This is a genomic window from Micromonospora antibiotica, from assembly GCF_017599305.1.
Classification (GTDB): Bacteria; Actinomycetota; Actinomycetes; order Mycobacteriales; family Micromonosporaceae; genus Micromonospora; species Micromonospora antibiotica.
The window spans coordinates 96,904-118,166 of record NZ_JAGFWR010000004.1 but is presented as its reverse complement, the minus strand read 5'-3'; the positions used below and the strand labels follow the sequence as shown (position 1 = coordinate 118,166).

The 21,263-nt window shown below is 68.4% G+C and carries 10 protein-coding genes and 2 pseudogenes; 6 read left to right on the top strand and 6 right to left on the bottom strand.

The features are described from left to right. Window positions 1-1,062 precede the first annotated feature (1,062 nt). On the bottom strand, window positions 1,063-1,470 hold the full coding sequence (locus JQN83_RS10555; protein WP_208566924.1) for a hypothetical protein: 408 nt from the start codon (window positions 1,468-1,470) through the stop codon (window positions 1,063-1,065). After that, window positions 1,470-5,426 carry a polymorphic toxin-type HINT domain-containing protein gene (locus JQN83_RS34475; RefSeq protein ID WP_208566923.1) on the bottom strand — a complete coding sequence of 1,319 codons (3,957 nt, stop codon included), beginning with the start codon at window positions 5,424-5,426 and terminating at the stop codon, window positions 1,470-1,472. The genes JQN83_RS10555 and JQN83_RS34475 overlap by 1 nt, the downstream gene beginning before the upstream one ends. Before the next feature lie 162 nt (window positions 5,427-5,588). Between JQN83_RS34475 and JQN83_RS10545 the strand changes: the two are divergent. The 6 genes and pseudogenes from JQN83_RS10545 to JQN83_RS10515 form a co-directional block, all read left to right on the top strand. Next, a pseudogene (locus JQN83_RS10545) lies at window positions 5,589-6,050 on the top strand (transposase); the annotation flags it as partial. 786 nt (window positions 6,051-6,836) lie between these two features. Beyond that, entirely contained in the window at window positions 6,837-12,905 is a 6,069-nt protein-coding gene (locus JQN83_RS10540; protein ID WP_208566922.1) for a type I polyketide synthase, read from the top strand. Beyond that, window positions 12,902-14,455 carry an acyl-CoA carboxylase subunit beta gene (locus tag JQN83_RS10535; RefSeq protein WP_208566921.1) on the top strand — a complete coding sequence of 518 codons (1,554 nt, stop codon included), beginning with the start codon at window positions 12,902-12,904 and terminating at the stop codon, window positions 14,453-14,455. The genes JQN83_RS10540 and JQN83_RS10535 overlap by 4 nt, the downstream gene beginning before the upstream one ends. 462 nt (window positions 14,456-14,917) lie before the next feature. Further along, window positions 14,918-16,222, top strand: coding sequence for an IS256 family transposase (locus tag JQN83_RS10525; RefSeq protein WP_244252187.1), 1,305 nt, complete (start codon window positions 14,918-14,920; stop codon window positions 16,220-16,222). 247 nt (window positions 16,223-16,469) lie between these two features. Next, window positions 16,470-16,649 (top strand): annotated as a pseudogene (locus tag JQN83_RS34310) (helix-turn-helix domain-containing protein); the annotation flags it as partial. 348 nt (window positions 16,650-16,997) lie between these two features. Beyond that, window positions 16,998-17,666 (top strand): O-methyltransferase, encoded by a 669-nt coding sequence (locus JQN83_RS10515; RefSeq protein WP_208566919.1) that lies wholly within the window; start codon window positions 16,998-17,000, stop codon window positions 17,664-17,666. A gap of 43 nt (window positions 17,667-17,709) precedes the next feature. Here the strand turns inward: JQN83_RS10515 and JQN83_RS10510 are convergent, their stop codons facing one another. From JQN83_RS10510 to JQN83_RS10495, 4 genes are all read right to left on the bottom strand, one after another. Next, window positions 17,710-18,819 carry an HAD-IIIC family phosphatase gene (locus JQN83_RS10510; protein WP_208566918.1) on the bottom strand — a complete coding sequence of 370 codons (1,110 nt, stop codon included), beginning with the start codon at window positions 18,817-18,819 and terminating at the stop codon, window positions 17,710-17,712. A 73-nt stretch (window positions 18,820-18,892) separates the two neighbouring features. After that, a complete protein-coding gene (locus JQN83_RS10505; protein ID WP_307799156.1) occupies window positions 18,893-20,026 on the bottom strand; it encodes an acyl-CoA dehydrogenase family protein in 1,134 nt (377 codons plus the stop codon). Beyond that, complete coding sequence (locus JQN83_RS10500) at window positions 20,019-20,321, bottom strand: acyl carrier protein (protein WP_208566917.1); 303 nt, start codon at window positions 20,319-20,321, stop codon at window positions 20,019-20,021. Before JQN83_RS10500 ends, JQN83_RS10505 begins: the two co-directional genes overlap by 8 nt. Continuing rightward, window positions 20,321-21,211 carry a 3-hydroxyacyl-CoA dehydrogenase family protein gene (locus JQN83_RS10495; protein ID WP_244252186.1) on the bottom strand — a complete coding sequence of 297 codons (891 nt, stop codon included), beginning with the start codon at window positions 21,209-21,211 and terminating at the stop codon, window positions 20,321-20,323. Before JQN83_RS10495 ends, JQN83_RS10500 begins: the two co-directional genes overlap by 1 nt. Window positions 21,212-21,263: the final 52 nt, after the last annotated feature.

Here is a 21,263-nt window from a genome sequence, read left to right as displayed (position 1 = left end):
GCTGATCTGCTGACCAGGCAGGGCCACAGCGGGGATGACAGCCAAGCTGGCGTATATTGTCGCAGCTCTCGCTCCGGAGGGCCTACCACCAGGGGGAGCGCCAGCAGCTGTGTCGTAGGAACTTCGGCGGTGGTCAAACATACTTGACCACCGCTACGTCATACGGTGCACAGATAGAAATTGCTCGTGTCCGAGGGGGGACTTGAACCCCCACGCACAGCATCCCTGCACACGATAGGTGTGCATGCAGTGAAGGCTACCGGCCGTATACCCCGCAGGGGAACCCCTCGGTTCCAGAACGCGCTTCCGCGATGCGGAGGATCACGAGGTCACACAGCCTCGTCGGCGCGGCCGCTAATCCAAGGCGAAGTTCCGCGAGAAAGACCTTCCACGATGGTCAGACCTTGGTCGTGGCCGAGCTGCCGCGCGCCAGACCGCTCCCAGCCGGCGTAGCGGCTCTGGCCACGACCCAACCTCCCGACCTGACCCCTCACGGGATGGAGGTGGGGCGACGCGGGGCGTCAGTCGTCCTCGATCCAACAGCCGGGATAGCGGGCGTGCACCAGGTCGACCCGCTCCGGATCAACCCACCCGAAGCGCGGACGCTTGTGGGGTCGTCCACGGCCTCAGGGATGTACATGTTGAACATGTAGGAGACGTCGGAGTCGTCCGGGTCGGTGTTGTCATGCACGTCGCGGCAGAACAGACCGAACCGCCGAACCAGGTCCAGGTCCGGGTCCGGATAGCTCACGACCCGCCCGGCGGACAGCAGGGGCCCGACACCGTGCACGGCTACTCGAAGAGGGTGGGCTACCAGTCGGCTTCGATTGCTCAGCCCGGCTCGTCGCAGACGAGTTCCCTGATGGAGTCCCCAGCCTCGGGGAAGTGGTGCCAGGCGGCGCTGCCGATGGGACCGAAGTTCCAATTCTGGAATAGCAACTGCCACCTTCGCCGAGGATGGATGGCTTGGGGGACGACCCTCCGGTCGCTGCCCGAAACACAATCATGTCATCGGGCGGCGACCGGAGTGACGACCGGTGAGGCACCGCAGTCGTCCTGTTGTCAACCGAGGGGCGTCAACTCGTAGCTGTCCATGAGCAGCCTGACCACACGAGTCAGGTTTTCAATCGAATTCGCCTCGCGCAAGTTTTCAAATGTGCCCTTTCCGACGTCGATCAGCGATACCAATCCTCTATTTTCTCTACTGCTTGCGAAAAAGACGTGGCATCGATACGACTGGGACTCAGCGAGCAGTCCGCCGTTACGAAAGAGCGGACACAGGATCGCAGTCGATCCTGCCGCAACCTCGCTCCGAAGTGCGTCGTGTGAGCTCCAGCGAGCCGACCACCCGCGGTGTCGATTCTCGTCATTGATGCGGACCAAATCTTCGACACCGGCCATGCGGACGCCGAAATCAGCATCACGTGGACCGATCTTGGACTCCTGCCGGTACGCTGGGTCGCCCGACATCAGTCGAGGTCCCAGAAATCGCTGAGATCCCGGCGGTATTGTTCGATCCGAACTCTGGTTTCTCCCGTAATCCTCTTGTTTTTGGGATCATCCGCTCGTCGAATGATCTCATTTATCCGGTGGTGCCCGTTCACGATTGTTCCGCTCTCATTGATTCGCGCCACTCCACCATCACGAGGGGTATTGAGTGAGTCCAAGAGGTCGTCGTCACTCCAGGTTCGCATGTCCGCAGCCTTGTCTGGATCAATGCCATGCCCCTCAATCGGCTTAGCATTGCGAAGATCATCAACTGAGGTCCCGCAGTTATGTACGAGGACCGGCGAGTTGCCCGCCACCACATAGTACGTGTGGATGTCGGCGACCGTAAGGTCTCGCATCTGGCGAGAGCCGACGTAGCTCTCGGCGCGAGCAACGACGGTGGTGTCGTCGCCTGACAACAGCCTTTCTGCAGGCTGGAGATCCTTGGCCTCGACCCAGGCTGCGCGGTCCCGGCTCCAGAAGGGGTGGTTCTGAGTGGTTTTCAGGACGACTTCGCTGCGATCAGCGGTCTGGACGGTGAGGTCAGTGAGCTCGGCGTCCTGGTTGAGGTGAAGTTGTTCGACGGCCTTGCTGGCCGTGACACCGGTTTCGGGGTCGTGGGCGAGGACCTCGTCCCCCAACTGGATCTCACCGATCGGGCGAGAGGTGCCGTTGGCCAAGAGGACAGGGGTTGCGGGGTCGAAGCTGTGGCAGCCCTTCCCCGGGCTTGGGATCTTGGGTTTGGGAGCAGCGGTGGCTGCGCTGCCGGCGGTGCGGGACAGGGCTGACTTGATTGCCCCTCCGCCGAACTGGACAGCTGACTTGACGCCCATCCCGCTACTCAGCGCGACGGAGGCACCGAAGGCTGCGGCACCGACGGCCGCCACGCCCGCACCGATGACGGCTCCTGCGGCGGCGCCAAGTAGGGCTCCGCCGAGCATGCCTTGCCAGGTGTCGTCTTCTCGGTCGACGGCGTCTTCGACCAGTGAGGCAACTGCGCCTCCGACAGCTCCGCCGATCGCGGCGCATCCGACTGAGCCGATGCCGGCGGTCGCGCCGAGGCAGACGCCGGTCGCGAGTGCGCCAGCGGCGACCCCCGCTACCGTTCCCACGATCTTGGCGTTGTCGCGGGCCCATTTGACGCCGTTGTCGACGCTCTTCTTCGCTTTGTTGCAGAGACTGGAGAAGATGCCGCACTTGCTCTTCTTCTTCTTTTTCTCCTTCGGCGGCGTCGCCGGGGGCGCGCCGTCACCGGTGTGGACGCCGGCGAGGTCGTTCATGATCATTTCGCCGGTGGGGTCGGCGAAGGTGATCGGGCTGTAGGAGGCGTAGGAGTACCCCTGCATCTGCTGGGGGTTGGTGAAGTCGATGAGTGGGTCGACGCTGATGAACTGGCCGATGGCGGGGTCGTAGGAACGCGCTCCAATGTGGGTCAGTCCGGTGGGGTCGCTCTCACCGTCGATGTCGCCACCGACGAAGCCCTTGTCGTTGGGCCAGGCGGGGTTTGTGCCGCGCGGTGCGCCGTAAGGGTTCTGCCGGCGTTTGGTGACCGTCTGGTTGCCGGCGCTGATGGCGGTCTCTTGGGTGCCCTGGTGGTCGCCGATGATCCACGTGACGCCAGTGTTCTGCCGCATGGCGCAGGTTTGGCCGGCGTAGCTGTAGTAGCGGGTGGCGGTCTTCTGCTGGGTGGCAGCGGTGTAGCGGATTTCGGTGCCGGGCAGGTAGAGAGTGGCGCCGGTGGGGTCGCGGGCGATCAGTCTGTCGCCGTCGCCGTCGTACAGGTAGCTGTGGTTCTTTCCGCTGTCGGTGACTCCGGTGAGGTGGCCCTCGATGTCCCAGGTGAGGGTTTCACTGCCGGCACCTGGTGGGCAGGTGTTCGTGGCGGCGGTGGCGTTCGGGCGGCAGGTGGTGCTGCCGTTCTCGTCGTACCGGTAGTTCTTGGTGCCCGCGCCGAGCCCGGTGGTGGTGATGGCGCTGACGGCGTGCGGGCGGGTCGTCCCCGAGGGGTAGGCGTAGCTGCGGTCCGTGGTCCCGGCGGGAGTGATGGTGCGGTCGCTGCGCAGGTTGCCCGCGGTGGGTGTGCCTGCCGTGTCGAAGGTCCAGGTGGACCAGTAGGGCGCTGGCCCGGCGAGTTGGTTGGCCTGGGGGGTGACGGTGCAGTCGCCGGAGGTGGGGGTCCATGCCTGGGTGAGGCGTCTCAGGTGGTCATGGTTGAAGCACTGGACGTCGGTGGTGCCGCCGGCGGGTGTGTCGGCGATCCGTTTGATGTTGCCGGCGTCCTCGTAGTCGTAGTGGACGTCCGAGACGTACTGGGGGGCGATTTGGCGGGCCGTGGTGGCGCGCTTGAGTCGTCTGGTGGCGTCTTCGTACTCGAAGGATCGGTCGACGTAGTTCTGGCCGGTCTGCTGGTAGCGGATTAGTCCGAGTTCGCCGAACTCGGTGTAGGTGGTGTCGAGGACGTACTGGCCAGCGTTGGGGTAGTTGGTGGTGAGTTGTTCGGGGAGGCCGGTGATGGGGTCGTAGGTGTGGGTGAGTGTCTCGCCGCCGAGTCCGCCGGCGTTGGGGTAGGTCTCGGTGTCCAGGCTGCCGTCGGGCTTGTACTGGCGGGTGAAGATGTAGGTGCCGGACAGCCCTGTCTCGGCGGGGGGGATGACGTAGTCCTCGCCGGTGGGCTGGTAGAGGGCGGTGTATCCGCGGATGCGGATCTTGTACTCGTCGGTGCGGCTGGTGCCGGTCCACCGGCTGGTCGAGGCGAGTTGACCCTTGGCGCCACTCGGGTCGTATGCCCAGGTGGCGCGTTTGGTGTTGCTGGCGATGGTGTTGTCGTAGAGGCCGGTACGTCGGCCGAGCAGGTCGTACTGGTAGACGAGCTTTTCGTTGAGGGCGCGGGACCGTGCGTCGGTGACCTCGGTGATGTCGCCGTAGTCGTTGTAGCTGGTGGTGGTCAGGCCCTTGTCGGGGTCGGTGGCGGAGGTTTGCCGGCCCCGGATGTCGTACTCGTAGGTCCAGGGGTTGTCGGCGCTGTCCTTGACCTGAACCAGCTGGTTCTTCCGGTTGTAGGTGTAGAACGTGGCGTCGTAGGCGGACGAGGTGCCGCTGGTGAGGTGCTGGCGTAGTTCGGTGGTGTTGCCGCGGGCGTCGACGATCGTGGTGGTGGGGGTGCCACCCGCCGGTGGGGTGACGTAGGTTCGGTCGCCGCCGTAGCGGGTTTGGGTACGCCATTTTTCGGTGAGCGCGTTGTTCACCGAGGAGCGGAGGATGGTCTCTGTGACGCGTCCTGCGCGGTCATATTGGGTGACGGTCTGGCCCTTGATGCGCCACTCGTCGATCGTGTGCAGGTTGATGCCGGGGGTCAGGTAGTTGTCGTAGTGCTGGTCGGTGGTCGTGGTGGCTCGGCCAGCGGCATCGTAGGTCTTCTCGGTGAAGATCGTGCCGCTGCCGGCCTTCGCGGCGGTTTGGGTCTGGCGTTCGCGGAGCAGCCCGTCATAGAGGGAGAAGGTGCTGACGTAGTTGCCGGCGGGGTTGAGGGCTCTGGTGGTGACGGCGTTGACCCCGTTGGCGTTGCGGAGGGTGTAGCTGAACTCGGATGACGGTGAGTTCGGGTTGCTGGACTTCGGCCGGTTGGGAAGCCACACCTTGGTCAGTCGGCCGTGGGCGTCGTAGGTCAGGTCGGTGCGCTTGAGGTTGATGTCGATGTTGCCGGTGGTGCTGCCCCAGGCACCTTCGATCTCGGCGGTGGTGGTCCATGTCTGGGTGCCGAAGGTTTGCACGGTGTCGACCTTGGTGACAGGTCCACCGGCGGTGGGGGTGTACGTGGTGGTGGTCTTGTTGCCCCGGACATCGGTGGCTTCGAAGAGGCGGCCGTAGGGGTCATAGGTGGTTTGGCTGGTGGTCAGCCAGGTGGTGGTGCCGCCGTTCGACGGGCTCCAGCCCTTCATCTCCTCGGCGGTGGTGAGGTTGCCGGCAGTGGGTGCGGTGCCACCGCTCTGTCCGTCGGCGTAGTAGGCGTTGCCGTCGTAGCTGCTTCGGGCGTCGCCGATGATGTCGTCTGTGGTGGTGGGGCTCTGGGCGCATGGCAGGGCGACGGTCTGTACGCGGGCTGTCAACGCCAGGAGGTTGAGGTTGAGACGTTCCGGGAGCAGCTTCCGGGGGTTCTGGAGCGTTACCAGCGTCGGACATCCCGGTTGATCGGCCAGGTCGTTGCAATGGCGCGGGATTTGGCCGGCCGGGGAGGTGCTCGGTTGTTGTCGGTCCTGGCGGTGGTCGTGTCCCGGCAGACCGCCCTGCGGGTGCTCTGGGTACTCGGGGTGGACGACCTCGCGCTGTGCCGGCGTCGTCGTTACGCCACCGTCCTGATCGACGTGGTCACCCGCCAGCGCATCGATGTGCTGCCCGACCGTAAGGCTGCGACCCTGGAGACGTGGCTGCGTGAGCATCCCGGTGTCGAGGTGGTGTACCGGGACTCCTCCGGCGCCTACGCCGAAGCGGTCCGCCGCGCTCTGCCCGACGCGGTGAAGGTCGCCGACCGCTGGCACCTGTGGCACAACCTCGCCGAGGCCGTCCGAAAGGACGAGACCGACCCGACGACGAATCGCCTGCTGTCGTTGCGGATCCGGCTCGGGTCACCCCGTCTTTGCCACCCGCTGGGGACTCCGGCGCGGCACCACTGCTGGTGTAGCAGGCACTTTCGAAGCGGGGCAGCCAGCTGTATTGACGACGATCCGGGAGTTCGTGACGATCAACGCATGACGGTGGACACCGCGACGGCAACGACGACCAGGCGCTACTTGCGGAAGACAGCGCTTGTGCCGTTCACAGCTGGCGCGCTCACCGGTCGGGGCTCGGTTGCCGCCGTGGCCGCCGAGAAGCCCTTCGGCGGCGTCGCTGACGCGTCCACGTCGCGGCGGACTGTGGCGGGGTCACCATCGGTGCGGCTCCACCCGCCGACGGCTGGGCCGGCCGCCCACGGTGGCCCCGTTCGGCGGACCCGGCAGCTTGATCTGGCCGACCGGCTGCCCGACACGCGCCGCGAGCCGGTACCTGCGCTGATCGCCACCTCTCCTCGACGCAGCAACTGAGGGGCCAGGCGGCTCGCCGTGTCTCCCGCATGCAGGCTTCTGCACGTGAGACTCCAGGGCCTCCGGACAACCCGCCACGGCGAGACCAACCGGGGCGCAGTGACACGACCCGGCACCGCGGACCACGCAAACCACGGGACTGGGGACGACCGGCTCACCGCACTGACCATCACGGTGTCGCACGACCGCCGCATCGGTTGGCGACACGCGACCGGCAATGGGCGCTACCCACCCTCGACACCCTTCACCTGCGTACAGGAGATGAGTTCCATGGAAGGCATCAGCGATGTCGTGTCGGGTCATGCCCGACGCATCCCCGACCGGGTGGCCCTGCGTTTTCTGGGCACCGGCGACGCCGACGGGCGGGTCGAGGAGTGGACCTACGGGGAGTTGGATCAGCAGATCCGTACGGTTGCTGCGGGCCTGGCGCGCACGAGAGCCTCCGGCCCTGTCCTTCTGCTTCAATCGTCGGGACTGGGCTGCGCCGCAGCGTTCCTCGGCACTCTCCGGGCGGGTCGTGTCGCCGTTCCCGTACCACCGCCGGACGAGCGACGCCACCAGCCCACGCTGACCCGGCTCGAGCGGATCGCCGCGGACTGCGGCGCCACGACGGTCATCGCGACCGCCGACGTGGCGCGGCGCGACCTGGGGAGCCTCACCGGCCTCGAGCGGGTTCTACTCGACGCAGGCGACCAGTCTGTTCCGGAGGGGACCGTCGATGGTGGCTCAGCCGACGGCATCGCCTTCCTGCAGTACACGTCAGGGTCGACCGGCGATCCGCGCGGAGTGGTCGTGGGTCACGACCAGCTCGCGCACAATCTCTCCTGCCAGCAGAGGATGTGGGAACTGGGATCGGACGACGAGTTCGTCAGCTGGCTCCCCACCTACCACGACATGGGACTGATCGCGGGAATCCTGTTGCCGCTGTCGTTGGGCGCGACCGTGACGATGATGGCCCCCGAGGCGTTCGTGCAGCGGCCGATGCGTTGGCTGGAGGCCATCGCCCGTTACCGCGGCACCTTCAGCATCGCGCCGAACTTCGCCTACGACCTGTGTGTCAGGCGCAGTGAAGCGACCCGTGTCGCGGGGCTCGACCTCTCGTCGTGGCGGGTGGCAGCAAACGGTGCCGAGCCGGTGCACGGACCGACCCTCGACCGGTTCGCCGAACGGTTCGACGCTGCGGGCTTCGATCCGGTGGCCCTCACTCCGGCCTACGGTCTAGCCGAAGCGACGTTGATGGTCTCGTCCGTACCGCCCGGGCGGACCGCCCGTCGGGCCGCCGACCGCCGCCGCAGCGTGTCCTGCGGCGTCCCGGCGCCCGGTGTGGAGGTCCGTGTCGTCGACCCTGTCACGGCCGAGCCGTGCGCCGACGGAGTCACCGGCGAGATCTGGGTTGGCGGTCCCAGCATCGGTCGGGGGTACCACAACCGCCCGGAGACGACCGAGCAGATCTTCCACGCTCGTACGGCGGACAGGAGCGGTGGTCGATTCCTCCGGACCGGGGACCTGGGTTTCCTGGATGATGGTGAGCTCTTCGTGACCGGCCGGCTCAAGGATCTGGTCATCGTCGGTGGTGCGAACCACTACCCGCAGGACATCGAGCGGGTCGTCGAGGCGGCTCATCCTGGGTTGCGGGCGGGATGCAGCGCGGCGTTCGCCGTCGAGGAGGCTGCCGAGGAGCGGCTCGTCGTTGTCGCCGAGGTCGCCGGTGGGCACGACGACGATCACGAACAGATCGTGCACGCCATCCGTGACGCGGTGTCCGACGCCGAGAGGATCCCGGTGCATGCGGTGGCGCTGATCGCGCCGCGGTCGATCCTCAAGACGTCCAGTGGCAAGATCCGGCGCGCGGAGATGCGGGAGCGTTATCGGGACGGGCTCCTGCATCCGGTTCACGACTGGACCGCGAGTGAACGCACCCCGACGGCGATCCGCACCTGGCTTCGCTGGCACGTCGCGCTGCGCACCGGCCGTGATCCGCAGCAGATCGCCACGGACGTCCCGTTCCGCGCACTCGGCCTGACGTCGGTTGCCACTGTGGAGCTCGCAGCCGCACTGGCAACCTTCCTGGAACGCGAGATAGCGCCGACGGCCCTGTACGAGTTCTCCACGATCGAGGCGCTCAGTGCGCACCTGACCGGTTCCCATGCCGCTGCGGCCATCGTGCCGGTACCCGGCCGGGAGCAGGAGCCGATCGCGATCGTGGGCATCGGCTGTCGTTTCCCCGGCGCTGCCGGCCCACAGGAGTACTTCCGCCTGCTCGCCTCGGGTACGGAGGCCATCGGGGACATCCCACCGGACCGCTGGGACGTCGAGGCGCACTACCACCCGGGCACTCCCCGGCCGGGCAAGATGTACGTCCGGCGCGGTGGCTTCCTTGACGAGGTCACCGGCTTCGACCCCGAGTTCTTCGGGATGTCGGATCTTGAGGCGCGTTACCTGGACCCGCAGCAGCGCCTCCTGCTCGAACTGACCTGGGAGGCGTTCGAGGACGCGGGCGTACTCCCCCCGGACGTCGCGGGCACCACGGCCGGAGTCTTCGTCGGCATCACCACGAGCGACTACGCCGATCTGATGCGCACGCAGGGGGTGCACGCCGGTCCGTACTCGGGCACGGGCAACGTGTTCAGCCTGGCCGCGAACCGTATTTCGTACACCTTCGACCTGCGCGGCCCGAGCATCGCGCTGGATACCGCCTGCTCGTCGTCGCTGGTGGCGATTCATCAGGCATGCCACAGCCTGTGGCGCGGCGAGAGCGCCCTCGCCCTGGCCGGTGGGGTCAACCTGATGCTGTCTCCGGCGACGACGGCCGCGTTGTGCCAGAGCGGTGCGTTGTCACCGGACGGACGCTGCCACACGTTCGACTCCCGGGCGAACGGATACGTGCGCGGCGAGGGTGCCGGGCTGGTCCTGCTGAAGCCGCTGAGCCAGGCGGTCGCCGACGGCGACCGGGTGCACGCGGTGATCCGCGGCACCGCGGTCAACCAGGACGGCCGCTCCAACGGCCTGTCCGGGCCCAACCCGGAGGCGCACGTGCGGGTGATCCGGTCGGCGCTCGACGCGGCCGGTCTGCGCCCGGGTGACGTGCAGTACGTCGAGGCCCACGGCACCGGTACCGCGCTGGGCGACCCGATCGAGGCCGGCGCCATCGCGGCCGCCCATGCCCCGGCGTCGATGCGGGTGGGGTCGGTCAAGACCAACATCGGTCACCTTGAGGCCGCGGCGGGCGTCGCCGGCCTGATCAAGATAGCGCTGGCCATCGAGCACGGCGTGTTGCCGCCCAGTCTGCACTTCGCACAGCCGAACGAGCACATCGACTTCGCGAAGCTGCGCATGAGCGTGCCCGTCACGGCGGGGCGGTGGCCGCAGTCGCCCGGCGAACGGTCGGCCGGCGTCAACAGCTTCGGCGTGGGCGGTACGAACGCGCACGTCATCGTGGCCGAAGCACCGGGGCCGGCCACCGTCGCGAACAGCGGTCAGGCTCGCCTGATCGTCCTGTCGGCCCGCTCGCCGCAGGCCCTCGAAACTCTGGCCGAGCGCACCGCGCGTAGTGCCGCAGGCAGTCCCGCATCGATCGACGACCTCGCCTACACGGCCGGGCTGCGACGCACGCACCACGAGCACCGCATGGCCGTGGTCGCGCGAACGCCGGAGGAACTGGCCGAGCGGCTCACGCCACCGCACCCGGAAGCGGTCACCGGCAGGGTCGTCGCCGACCAGCGCGTCGTGTTCATCTTCCCCGGCCAGGGCTCTCAGCACCTCGGTATGGGGCACGGGCTCTACCGGGCCGACCCGGCTTTCCAGAACGCGTTCGACGACTGCGCAGCCGCTCTGCAGCCACACCTGGCGTGGCCCGTACGGGACCAGTTCTTCGCTGTCACCGAGCAGGATTCGATGCTCGACCGCGACGACGTCGTCCAGCCGTTGCTGTTCGCTGTGCAGGTCGCTCTGGCCGCAAGCTGGCGTTCCCGCGGCATCGAACCGGCTGCCGTGGTCGGACACAGCATGGGTGAAGTGGCCGCAGCCTACGTGGCGGGCGCGCTCACCCTCACCGAGGCCGCCTGGGTGACCGGCCTGCGCGCGAATGGGCTGGCCACGCTGCGTGGCCAGGGGGCGATGGCCGTCGTCGGGCTCGCCGGAGACGACCTGACCCGAGCCATCGAGCCGTACGCGACGCTCCTGTCGTTGGCGGTCAGTAACGGGCCGGAGATGTCGGTCGTCTCCGGCGACGTCGACGCCATCGAGCAGCTGATCGCCGATCTGGCCGAGCGCGACGTGTTCGGCCGCCGGGTCAAGGCCAACGGTGCCGGCCACTCGCCGGTGGTGCAGCCGGTCGCGGACGAGCTGCGAACGGTCCTGGCCACCCTACGGCCCCGGCCGGTCACGGTTCCGATGTACTCATCGGTTACCACGGCGTCGCTCACCGGCACCGAGCTCGACGGCGCCTATTGGGCGGCGAACATCCGCGAGCCGGTCCTCTACCACCAGACCGTTCAGCGGCTCTGCGCCGACGGCTACCGCCTCTTCGTCGAGATGAGCCCCAACCCGACCCTCACCCTACCGACTGAGCAGGTGATCGGACCCGAAGGCCACGCGGTCGCCTCCCTGCGGCGCGGGCGGCCTGATCCCGAATCCCTGCTGGAGGCGCTGGGGGCGCTGCACGTGTACGGCGTACCGGTCGACCTCGGCCAGTTCTTCGACCGTCCGCGCCCGGTGGTCTCGATGCCTTCCGGACCCTGGAAGCGCACACCGCACTGGTTCGGGCCCCTCGCAGCGCACGCGCCCGCCGAGGCCGTCGACCAGTCGCCGAAAACCACCACCGAGGTGGTCCGCGCCGCGTTCTCGGGCGTGCTGCGAACGCGCGTCACCGGCGGCGACGACAACTTCTTCGCCCTCGGCGGGAGCTCGCTCATGGCCGCGCAGATGATGCACGAGCTGCGCGCGACGCTCGACTGTGACATCCCGGTGCGGCTGCTGTTCGACAACCCCACGGTCTCCGCGTTCACCACCGCGCTCGACAGCTTGCGCGTGACCGGGCCGGCAGCCGTGTCACGGCCCGTGCGCGTTGACCAGGACGACTTCCCCCTGACCATCAATCAGGAGCGCTACCTGCAGGCCGAACGCGCCGGAGGAACACCGTTTCTGGTCACCCAGCATCTCGACCTGGCCGGCCCGGTCGACCCGGACGCCCTGGCCCGTGCCATCGACCGACTCATCGCTGTGCACGACGGGCTGCGCACGGTGTTCACGGCCGGGGACGTGGTCCGACAGCGGCACGCGGCGGCGGACCCGGTGGCGTTGCCGATCACCGACCTCACCGCCGCGGCCGACCCGCAGGCCGAGCTGGCGCGGGCCCTCACCGAGGCCGAACGGCCGTTCGACCCGTTCACCGGGCCGCTGTATCGGTTCGGGCTGGTGCGTCTGGCCCCGGATCGGCACGTCCTGACCGTCGTGCTGCACCACCTGATCACCGACGGCTGGTCGGCCGGCGTGCTGTTCCAGGATCTGGTGCTCGGCTACGAGGACGCCTCCCCACCCGCCGCGCCGCCGCTGCGCCTGGCCGACTACGCGCAGTGGGAGCGGTCGTTCTACTCCGGAGTCGTCCTCGACCAGCAACTGGAGTACTGGCGAAAGAAGCTGGCCACGACCAGCGTGCCCGCGCTGCGTCTGACGCGGGACGAGCAGCGCGTTCCCGGCCGGCAGCGGGAGCTGGGGCTGCGAGAGGTGGAACTGGACGGCGAGGTGGCCACCGGAATCGAGCAGACCGCCCGTGAGGCCGGGGCGACCACGCAAATGGTGATGCTGACGGCGTTCATGCTGGCGCTGCACCGGCAGTCCGAGCACGACGAGATCACGGTGCCGATCAACGTGACCGCCCGCGAGGCGCCCGAGCTGCAACGGGTCGTGGGTTTTCTCTCCCAGCTGCGGCTGATCACCGTCGACCTCGGCGGCGGGCCCGACCTGCGCGAGGGCCTGCGGAGGGTTCGCGAGGCCGTATTGACCGCCGGGGAGGAACAGGGACTGTCGATGAGCCAGTACTTCCACCTGGCCGGACGGCCACAGGAGGACATCCCGTACCGGATCTCCTTCAACCACCTGCCCGAGGTCGCGCTGCCCACCACGGTCGGGGCGGCCACGGTGACGCCGCTGGCCCGGCAGAGCGGCTACGTGTTACCCCGCGATCTGGTCGTGGTTGTCCGGACGATGAACGGGCGACTGCGCCTGTCCTTCGGGTACGACCGCGGTGTCATCGTCGAGGAGGGGCTGACCCAGTTGATGGCCGACACCCAGCAGATCGTGACCGCGATGACGAGGGACCTGGAAGGGGCGGCCCGATGACCGCCGACGAGGTGCGTACCCGGATCGCGGAGCTGGACTCCCGGCTGGCCGATGCGCGAGACGGCGGGTCACCACGTGCCGTCGCCCGGCAGCGGGAGGCCGGCAAACTGACCGTGCGCGAACGGATCGGTCTGCTGTTCGACCCCGGCAGCTTCGCCGAGATCGACGCACTCGTGCGCAGCCGCCCGGACCCCGACTCGACGCGCGCCCGGCCGTACGGCGACGGCATGGTCATCGGGCACGGTCTGATCGAGGGACGGCCTGCTTTCACGTACGCGCACGACTTCACCGTGCAGGGCGGCAGCATGGGTGAGGCCAGCGGCGGAAAAGTACTCAAGGCCATGGATCTCGCCCTCCAGACCGGCTGCCCGATCATCGGCCTCAACGACTCGGGTGGGGCACGCATCCAGGAGGGTGTGGCCGCCGTCGGCTTCTATGCCGAGCTGGTGCGGCGCAACGTCGCCGCGTCCGGCATCGTGCCCCAGCTTTCGCTGATCCTGGGCCCGTGCGCCGGCGGGGCCGCGTACTCGCCGGCGATCACCGACTTCGTCATCATGGCCGAGCGGACCGCACACATGTTCGTCACCGGCCCCGACGCCGTACGCGCTGCCCTCGGTGAGGACACCGACATGGACACACTGGGCAGCGGCCGGGTCAACGCCACCATCTCCGGTAACGCCCACCATCTGGCGGCCGACGAGGCCGACGCCATCGCCTTCGCGCGGCGGCTGCTCGGCTACCTGCCCAGCAACCACACCGAGCCGCCGCCCGACGGTCCAGCCTGCGACACCAGCGCCGACGTACCGGCCCTCGCGGAGCTGATCCCGGGCTCCTCCCGGAAACCGCTGAACGTGGCCGCGGTCATCGAGAACCTCGTCGACCCCGGCTCGTTCCTGGAGATCCAGCCCCGCTACGCCCGCAACATGCTCTGCGGCTTCGCCCGCATCGGCGGACGGTCAATCGGGATCGTGGCCAATCAGCCCACCCACAAGGCGGGCGTCATCGACGGGCGCGCCGCCGAGAAAGCCGCCCGCTTCATCCGCTGCTGCGACGCGTTCAACGTCCCCATCGTGACCCTGGTCGACGTCCCGGGCTTCATGCCGGGCACCACCGAGGAGCATGCTGGGATGATCCGACGCGGGGCGAAACTCGCCTATGCGTTCGCCGAAGCCACAGTCCCGCGAATCACCCTGGTGCTGCGCAAAGCATACGGCGGCGGATACGGTGTCATGGGCTCCAAACACCTCGGCGCCGACATGAACTTCGCCTGGCCCACCGCCGAGATCGCCGTGATGGGCGCCCATGCCGCGGTTGACATCCTGCACCGCGCGGAACTCGCCACCGCGGCTGAGCCGGAACAGGCCCGGGCCAAACTGATGGAGGACTACCAGGCCAAGTACGGCTCGCCGTACCTGGCCGCCGAACGCGGCTTCATCGACGCCGTCATCCCACCGGCGGAGTCCCGCAGGCAGATAGCGGCCGCCCTGCGCCTGCTCAGCCGGAGGCCGCTCGCGGAGCGGACCACGAAGCACGGCAATATTCCGCTCTAGGGTCTCTCCACGGGGTTACTCGACGCCGACGGCGCTGACCGGCTCAACACCCGTACCGACGAGAACACACGGTTCTTCGGTATTGAGATCAGTGCGGTCGCATCGGCGAGTCAGTGCCGGCGCCTCTCATGCGTCTGGTCGTGCGGCCGAACGACTGGGGCAAGAAGGTCAAGGTGATGGCCAAGGGCGACACTGTGGCAAGCGACCGAGCATTGGCCTACCGAGAATTCTGGACGAGGTTCCTGGAGACGGTCAATGACCGCAAGCTCGGGTGGACGACGTCGACCAAGGGCTCGCCACAGAACTGGCAGCCCCTGCCTACCGGCATGAACGGCATGTCGTACACGTGCACGTTCGGCCAATCCGGCCTGGCCGCATCGCGGAGTACCGCAAGGGTGACATCGGCAACGGAGAGGGACTGTAAAACGAACGGTGTAACTCCTGATCAAGGAGCAGCATCTGATGACGGATGTCGTGATCACCGAGGTCGATACTGACCAGGTGGCGAAGCGTGGACCGGCGGGGCCGGTGGGAGACGGGGTCGACGATCAGCTCGTCGCTCAGGTGGTGGAGCAGGCCCGTGCGGCGGGTCTGCAGCTCACCGGCGAGGGTGGGCTGCTGCAGCAGTTGACCAAGCGGGTCCTGGAAGCAGCTCTCGACGGTGAGATCACCGATCACCTGGGCTATGACAAGGGCGACCCGGCCGGGAACAACGGTCAGAACTCCCGCAACGGGGTGCGGGGCAAGACGGTGCTGACGGAGGTCGGCCCGGTGCAGATCGCGGTGCCCCGCGACCGCGACGGCAGCTTCGAGCCGCAGATCGTGCGGAAGCGTCAGCGCCGGTTGTCCGGGGTCGAGGACATGGTGAACTCGTTGTCTGCCAAGGGATTGACCACCGGGGAGATTCAGGCCCACCTGTCCGAGGTGTACGGCGCGGACGTGTCCCGGCAGACGATCTCCATGATCACCGACAAGGTCGTCGACGGGATGACCGAGTGGCAGAACCGGCCCCTCGACCCTGTCTACCCGGTGATCTTCCTCGACGCGGTGCACGTGAAGATCCGCGACGGGAAGGTCGCGAACAGGCCGATCTACGTGGCTCTGGCCGTCACGGTCGACGGCAACCGGGACATCCTCGGGCTGTGGGCCGGCGACGGCGGTGAGGGCGCGAAGTTCTGGCTCAGCGTCCTGACCGAGCTGAAGAACCGGGGTGTCGGCGACGCGTGCATGGTGGTCTGCGACGGGCTCAAGGGCTTGCCGGACGCGATCGGGCAGACCTGGCCCGAAGCGGTCGTGCAGACCTGCGTCATCCACCTGCTGCGGACGTCGTTCCGCTACGCCGGCCGGCAGCACTGGGCCGCCATCGCCAAGGCGTTGAAGCCTGTCTACCCGGCGTCGACCGAGGCCGCCGCCCGGGAACGCTTCGCCGGGTTCACGCAGGCGTGGGGCACGAAGTATCCGGCCATCATCCGACTGTGGGAACAGGCGTGGGCCGAGTTCGTCCCGTTCCTGGCCTTCGACGCCGAGATCCAAACCGTCATCTGCTCCACCAACGCCATCGAGTCCGTCAACGCCCGGATCCGCCGAGCCGTCCGAGCCCGCGGCCACTTCCCCAACGAGGGCGCCGCACTCAAGTGCGTCTACCTCGCGGTGATGAGCCTGGACCCGACTGGGCAGGGCCGCCGACGATGGACCATGCGCTGGAAACCCGCCCTGAACGCCTTCGAGATGGCCTTCGAAGGACGCCTGACCACAGGCCGCAAGTAACCCTCACAAACCCGAGTTACACCGTTCGTTTGACAGACCCTGGCCCGGCCGGCACCGTGTGGCTGACGCCTACGGGCCCTACACCGAAAACACCACTATGATGAGCCCTTTTCAGCCTGGCGTTGCAGCTCAGGGTGGGTGCAGCAAGTCCGGAGATCGATGAGGACGAGACTTCAGGTAGGACAGCAGTCGACCAGGATCCAATGCTCCGACCGGGAGCCTCGCCTGTGCTGTCTTACCCCTTCCGCTGTCCAGCCGCACCCTGAACCACCTGGCTGACCTCATCCGCCGGCACCGCAACCAGCATCGATCCCGGTGGCGGCGTCTCGACCCGGGCCGGCAGGCGCTGCTCGCCCTGGCCCGCCTGCGCAACGGCGACACCTACACCCGGCTCGCCGCCGGACCCACCGTCAGGGTCACCACCGCGTGACGCTACGTGCAGGAAGCGGTCGACTCTTGTGGGCTCACCGGCACTGCCGGGCTCGGCGGGCAGCACCGGATCACGACGCAGCAGCCCCGCGCCTGGAAGATCCTGACCAGGCTCCGCTGCCCTGCTGCCCACGCCGCGCCACCGCGATCGTGCAAGCCATCCTCGTCCTGCAACACATCGAAGCCAACCGCTACGCAGGGCGAAAGGGGATCGATGCTCCACATCCATCGTCCGGTCCTGCCCTCGGCGACGGCACCACCGCTTCCCGCCGCATTATCGGTAGCCGCAAAAATGGCTTGTACCACACCTTGAATACGGTGGCGAACGCTATCTAGAATCGCTGGCGTGGCTAATCAGATCGGGGTCGACCCGAAGCTTCTGGCCTATGTCCGGGAATTCTCGCTCAGAGAGGACGACGTCCTTCGGGCGCTACGCACGCACACCGGCGAGCTTCCCGGCGGGCAGTCCCTGCAGGTGATGGCCGAGGAGGGACAACTCCTTGCGCTGCTGGTGTCCCTGGTCGGGGCCACGAGGGTGCTGGAGGTGGGCACCTTCACCGGCTACAGCACCCTGTGCATGGCCCGGGCGTTGCCACCGCACGGCCGACTGGTGACCTGTGACATCAGCGCGCGGTGGCCGGAGATCGGTGCCGAGTACTGGCACCGCGCGGGAGTCGCCGACCGCATCGAGGTACGCATCGGTGCGGCCGTCGAGACCCTTGACAAAATGCTCAACGAAGGCACCGGCAGCAGTTTCGATCTCGTTTTCATCGACGCCGACAAAGCGAACTACCCGCAGTACTACGAATTCGCGGTGCAACTCGTACGCCCGGGTGGACTGGTGGTGGTGGACAACACGCTGTTCTTCGGCCGGGTGGTCGACCCGACCGCCGGTGATCCGGACACCGCCGGGGTGCGGCGGGCCAACGCCATGATCCGCGACGACCAGCGGGTGGATGTGTGTCTGCTTCCAATGGCCGACGGCATCACGTTGGCCCGGCGGCGGGCCGGCTGATCTCCACACCGCGGTCCGGCCGGTGAAGGCCGGGTGCGGGCGGTCAACCCGCGCCGACGGTCGCCGGGCCGGCCAGGTCGGGGGCGGTCAGGTGGAACGTCGACGGTGCCGGTTGCCGGCGTGCCGCCAGGTGCAGTCGCTGGACGGCCCGGTCGCTGTCGACGGCGATGCGGTCCCGGCATGCGCAGGGCTCCTCGTCGAAGCCGGCGAACCGGTAGGCGATCTCCATCATCCGGTTCCGGTCGTTGGGCCGGAAGTCGGCGATCAGGTGCACCCCGGCTCGGGCGGCCTGGTCCACCAGCCAGGTCAGCAGGACGGTGCCGGTGCCGAAGGACACCACCCGGCACGAGGTGGCGAGCAGCCGCAGGTGCCACACCCCGGGGTGTTTCTCCAGGACCAGCACACCGACCGCGCCGTGCGGCCCGAATCGGTCGGTCAACGTCGTGACCAGGACCTCGTACCGGGGGTCGGCCAGCAGGGCCCGCAACGCCTGGTCCGGGTAGTGCACTCCGGTCGCGTTCATCTGGCTGGTCCGCAGGGTCAACTCCTCGACCCGCGACAGGTCCGCGGCGTCGGCCCGACGGATACGCATCACCAGTTCCAGCGAACGCAGGAAGTCCTCCGCCGGGCCGGTGAACCGGGCCTGCTCGTCTGCCCGCCGCTGACCGGCCTGGTACATCTGCCGGCGTCGCCGGGCGTCCACGGTCACCGACGTCGGAGTGAACTCCGGCCGGTCCAACAGGGCTGTGGCCGCGCCGGCGTCGTAGCAGCGTACCTGCGGGAGGTGGAAGGCGACCTCGGCCCGTTCGACCGGTTGGTCGTCGATGAAGGCGACGGTGCCGAGCGCGAAGCCCAGCCGGTCGGCGATCCGCTGGACCGCGTCGGACTTGCGTCCCCACCCGATCTGCGGTGCCACGAAGTACTCGGCGACGCCGAGCGCGCACAGCCGGGCCCAAGCCGGCTCGTGGTCGTTGCGGCTGCAGACCGACTGGAGGATGCCCCGGGCGTCCAGCGCGGTGATCACCGCCCGGATCGGGTCGGGGAGCACGACCTGTTCGTCCTCCAGCAGGACACCCTGCCAGAGGGTGTCGTCCAGATCCCAGACCAGGCACTTCACGGTCACGGGTGGGACCGTCGGGAGCTCGTCGGTCACGTCGACTCCTTCGTGGACTGCCGTTCGTCGGCAGCATGGGATGAGTGGGCGGGCGATCGGCGCGGCGGTGGGGTCACCGGCGGTTCACCGCGTGGTCGGCCAGCATCAGCTGACACATCTCGGTGCTGCCTTCGATGATCTCCATGAGCTTGGCGTCGCGGTACGCCCGGGCGACGGGGTGCCCGTCGACCGCACCGGCCGACGCCAGGATCTGGACCGCGTCGGCGGCGGCCCGGGTGGCGTGCCCGGCGCTGACGTACTTGGCCAGGACGGTGGCGGTGACCACTTCGGGTGAGCCGGTGTCCCAGCAGCGGCTGGCGTGCTCGCAGACCCGGGTGGCCACTTGCTCGGCGGCCCACAGGTCGGCCAGGTGCCGGGCGACGAGCTGGTGTTGGGCCAGCGGGCGGCCGAACTGGTGGCGGGAACCGGCGTGTGCGACGGCCGCCGTCAGACATGCCCGCAGGATCCCCACGCAACCCCAGGCGACCGACATCCGGCCGTAGCTCAACGCCGTGGTCACCAGCAGGGACAATGACTGCCCGCCGGCACCGAGCAGGCTGCTGGTGGGCAGCCGTACCGCGTCGAACCACACGTCGGCGTGTCCGGCCGCCCGGCATCCCAGGGGATCCGCCCGCCGGTGCACCCGTACCCCCGGGGTGGCCCGGGGCACCACCACCACGGCTCCCTGGTCGCCGAGTCGGGCGAAGACCAGGAGCAGGTCGGCGTGGTCGGCGGCGGTCACCCACACCTTGTGGCCGTCGAGGCGCAGGGTGTCGCCCGTCATGGTGACGGTGGTGGTCATCGCCGACAGATCACTGCCCGCCTGCGGTTCGCTGAAGGCTACGGCGGCCGTGTCCGTGGCGGCCAGGCGGGGCAGCAACGACCTGGCCTGGGCCCGGTCGGCCAACCGTTCGATGGTCCAGGCCGCCATGGCCTGGGAGGTCATGACGCTGCGCAGGGAGCTGCACAGGCTGCCCACCTTGGCGGTGAACTCGCCGCTGTCCAGGCTGCTCCATCCGGCTCCGCCGTACCCGGTCGGGATCTGGGGGGCGAGCAGGCCTGCGGTGTTGAGTGCGCGCACCACGTCCACGGGCAGCCGGCCCGCCCGGTCCCAGTCGCCCGCCCGGTCGCCGACCAGGCGGGCGGCGAGCATGGCGGCCTGGGCGGGCGTGACGGTGGGCGCGGTGGCGGCGACGGTCTCAGGCACCGTGGTCGCCGGGTTCGCTGTTGCGGAGCCGGTCGACCAGGGCCACCATCCGGCGCACCGTGCGGAAGTTGTCCAACCGCAGGTCGGTGCCGCGCACGGAGACCCCGTACGTCTGCTCCAGGTGCACCACCAACTCCATCGCGAACAGGGACGACAGCCCACCGGTGGCGAAGAGGTCCGTGTCCGGCGGCCAGGTCCGCCCGGTACGCGCCGTCAGGAAGCGCACCAGTTCCGGCGCGGCGGTGTCGAACCGGTCACCGGTGTCCGACACCTCCTGGTCGGATGGCACAGTCATCACAGGTCTCCCTCGTAGTGGTAGAAACCCCGTCCGCTCTTGCGGCCGAGGTGGCCCGACCGGACCTTGGTCAGCAGCAGCTCACAGGGGCGGCAGTTCTCGTCGCCGGTGCGTTCGTGCAGCACCCACAGGGAGTCGACCAGGTTGTCCAGGCCGATCAGGTCGGCGGTGCGCAGTGGACCGGTCGGATGTCCCAGACATCCCTGCAGGAGTTTGTCGACGGACTCGACGCTTGCCGTGCCGGCGGCCACCACCCGGACCGCACTGTTGATCATCGGGTGCAGGATCCGGCTGGTGACGAAGCCCGGGGCGTCCTCGACCACCACCGATTCCCGGCCCAGGGTGGTGAGCAGCCCGCGTACCGCGGCCAGGGTGTGCGGACCGGTACGTGGGCCGCGGATCACCTCGACGGTCCGGATCAGGTAGGGCGGGTTCATGAAGTGGCTGCCGATCAGGTCTTCCGGTCGTGCCACCGACCGGGCCAGTTCGCCGATGGGGATCGAGGAGGTGTTCGACACCACCGGGGTGCCTGGTGCCACCAGGGCGGAGACGTCCGCCAGCACCTTCGCCTTGGCGTTGGGGTCCTCGGTGACCGCCTCGACCACCGCAGTGAGGGGGCCGGTCCGCCCTGTCGAGACGTCCGCGAGGGACACTCCGACGTCGAGCACGCCGGGTCGGGTGCCCTCCGGTAGGGCACCCATCAGCCGGGCCGTCCGGACCTGCCGGTCGACCCTGTCGGTGGCCTCGGCCATGCGACGGCGGTCCACGTCGATCATGGACACGGCGATCCCGTGCCCGATCGCCAGTGCGGCGATGCCCGTCCCCATCACTCCCGCGCCCAGCACCGCCAGTCGTTGCGCGGCACCCGGCGTGGTGTTCTGCCCCGTCAAGAGGGTCTCCCTTCGTTGCCGCAACGGCACCGACACGGTTCGCAGGCCACGG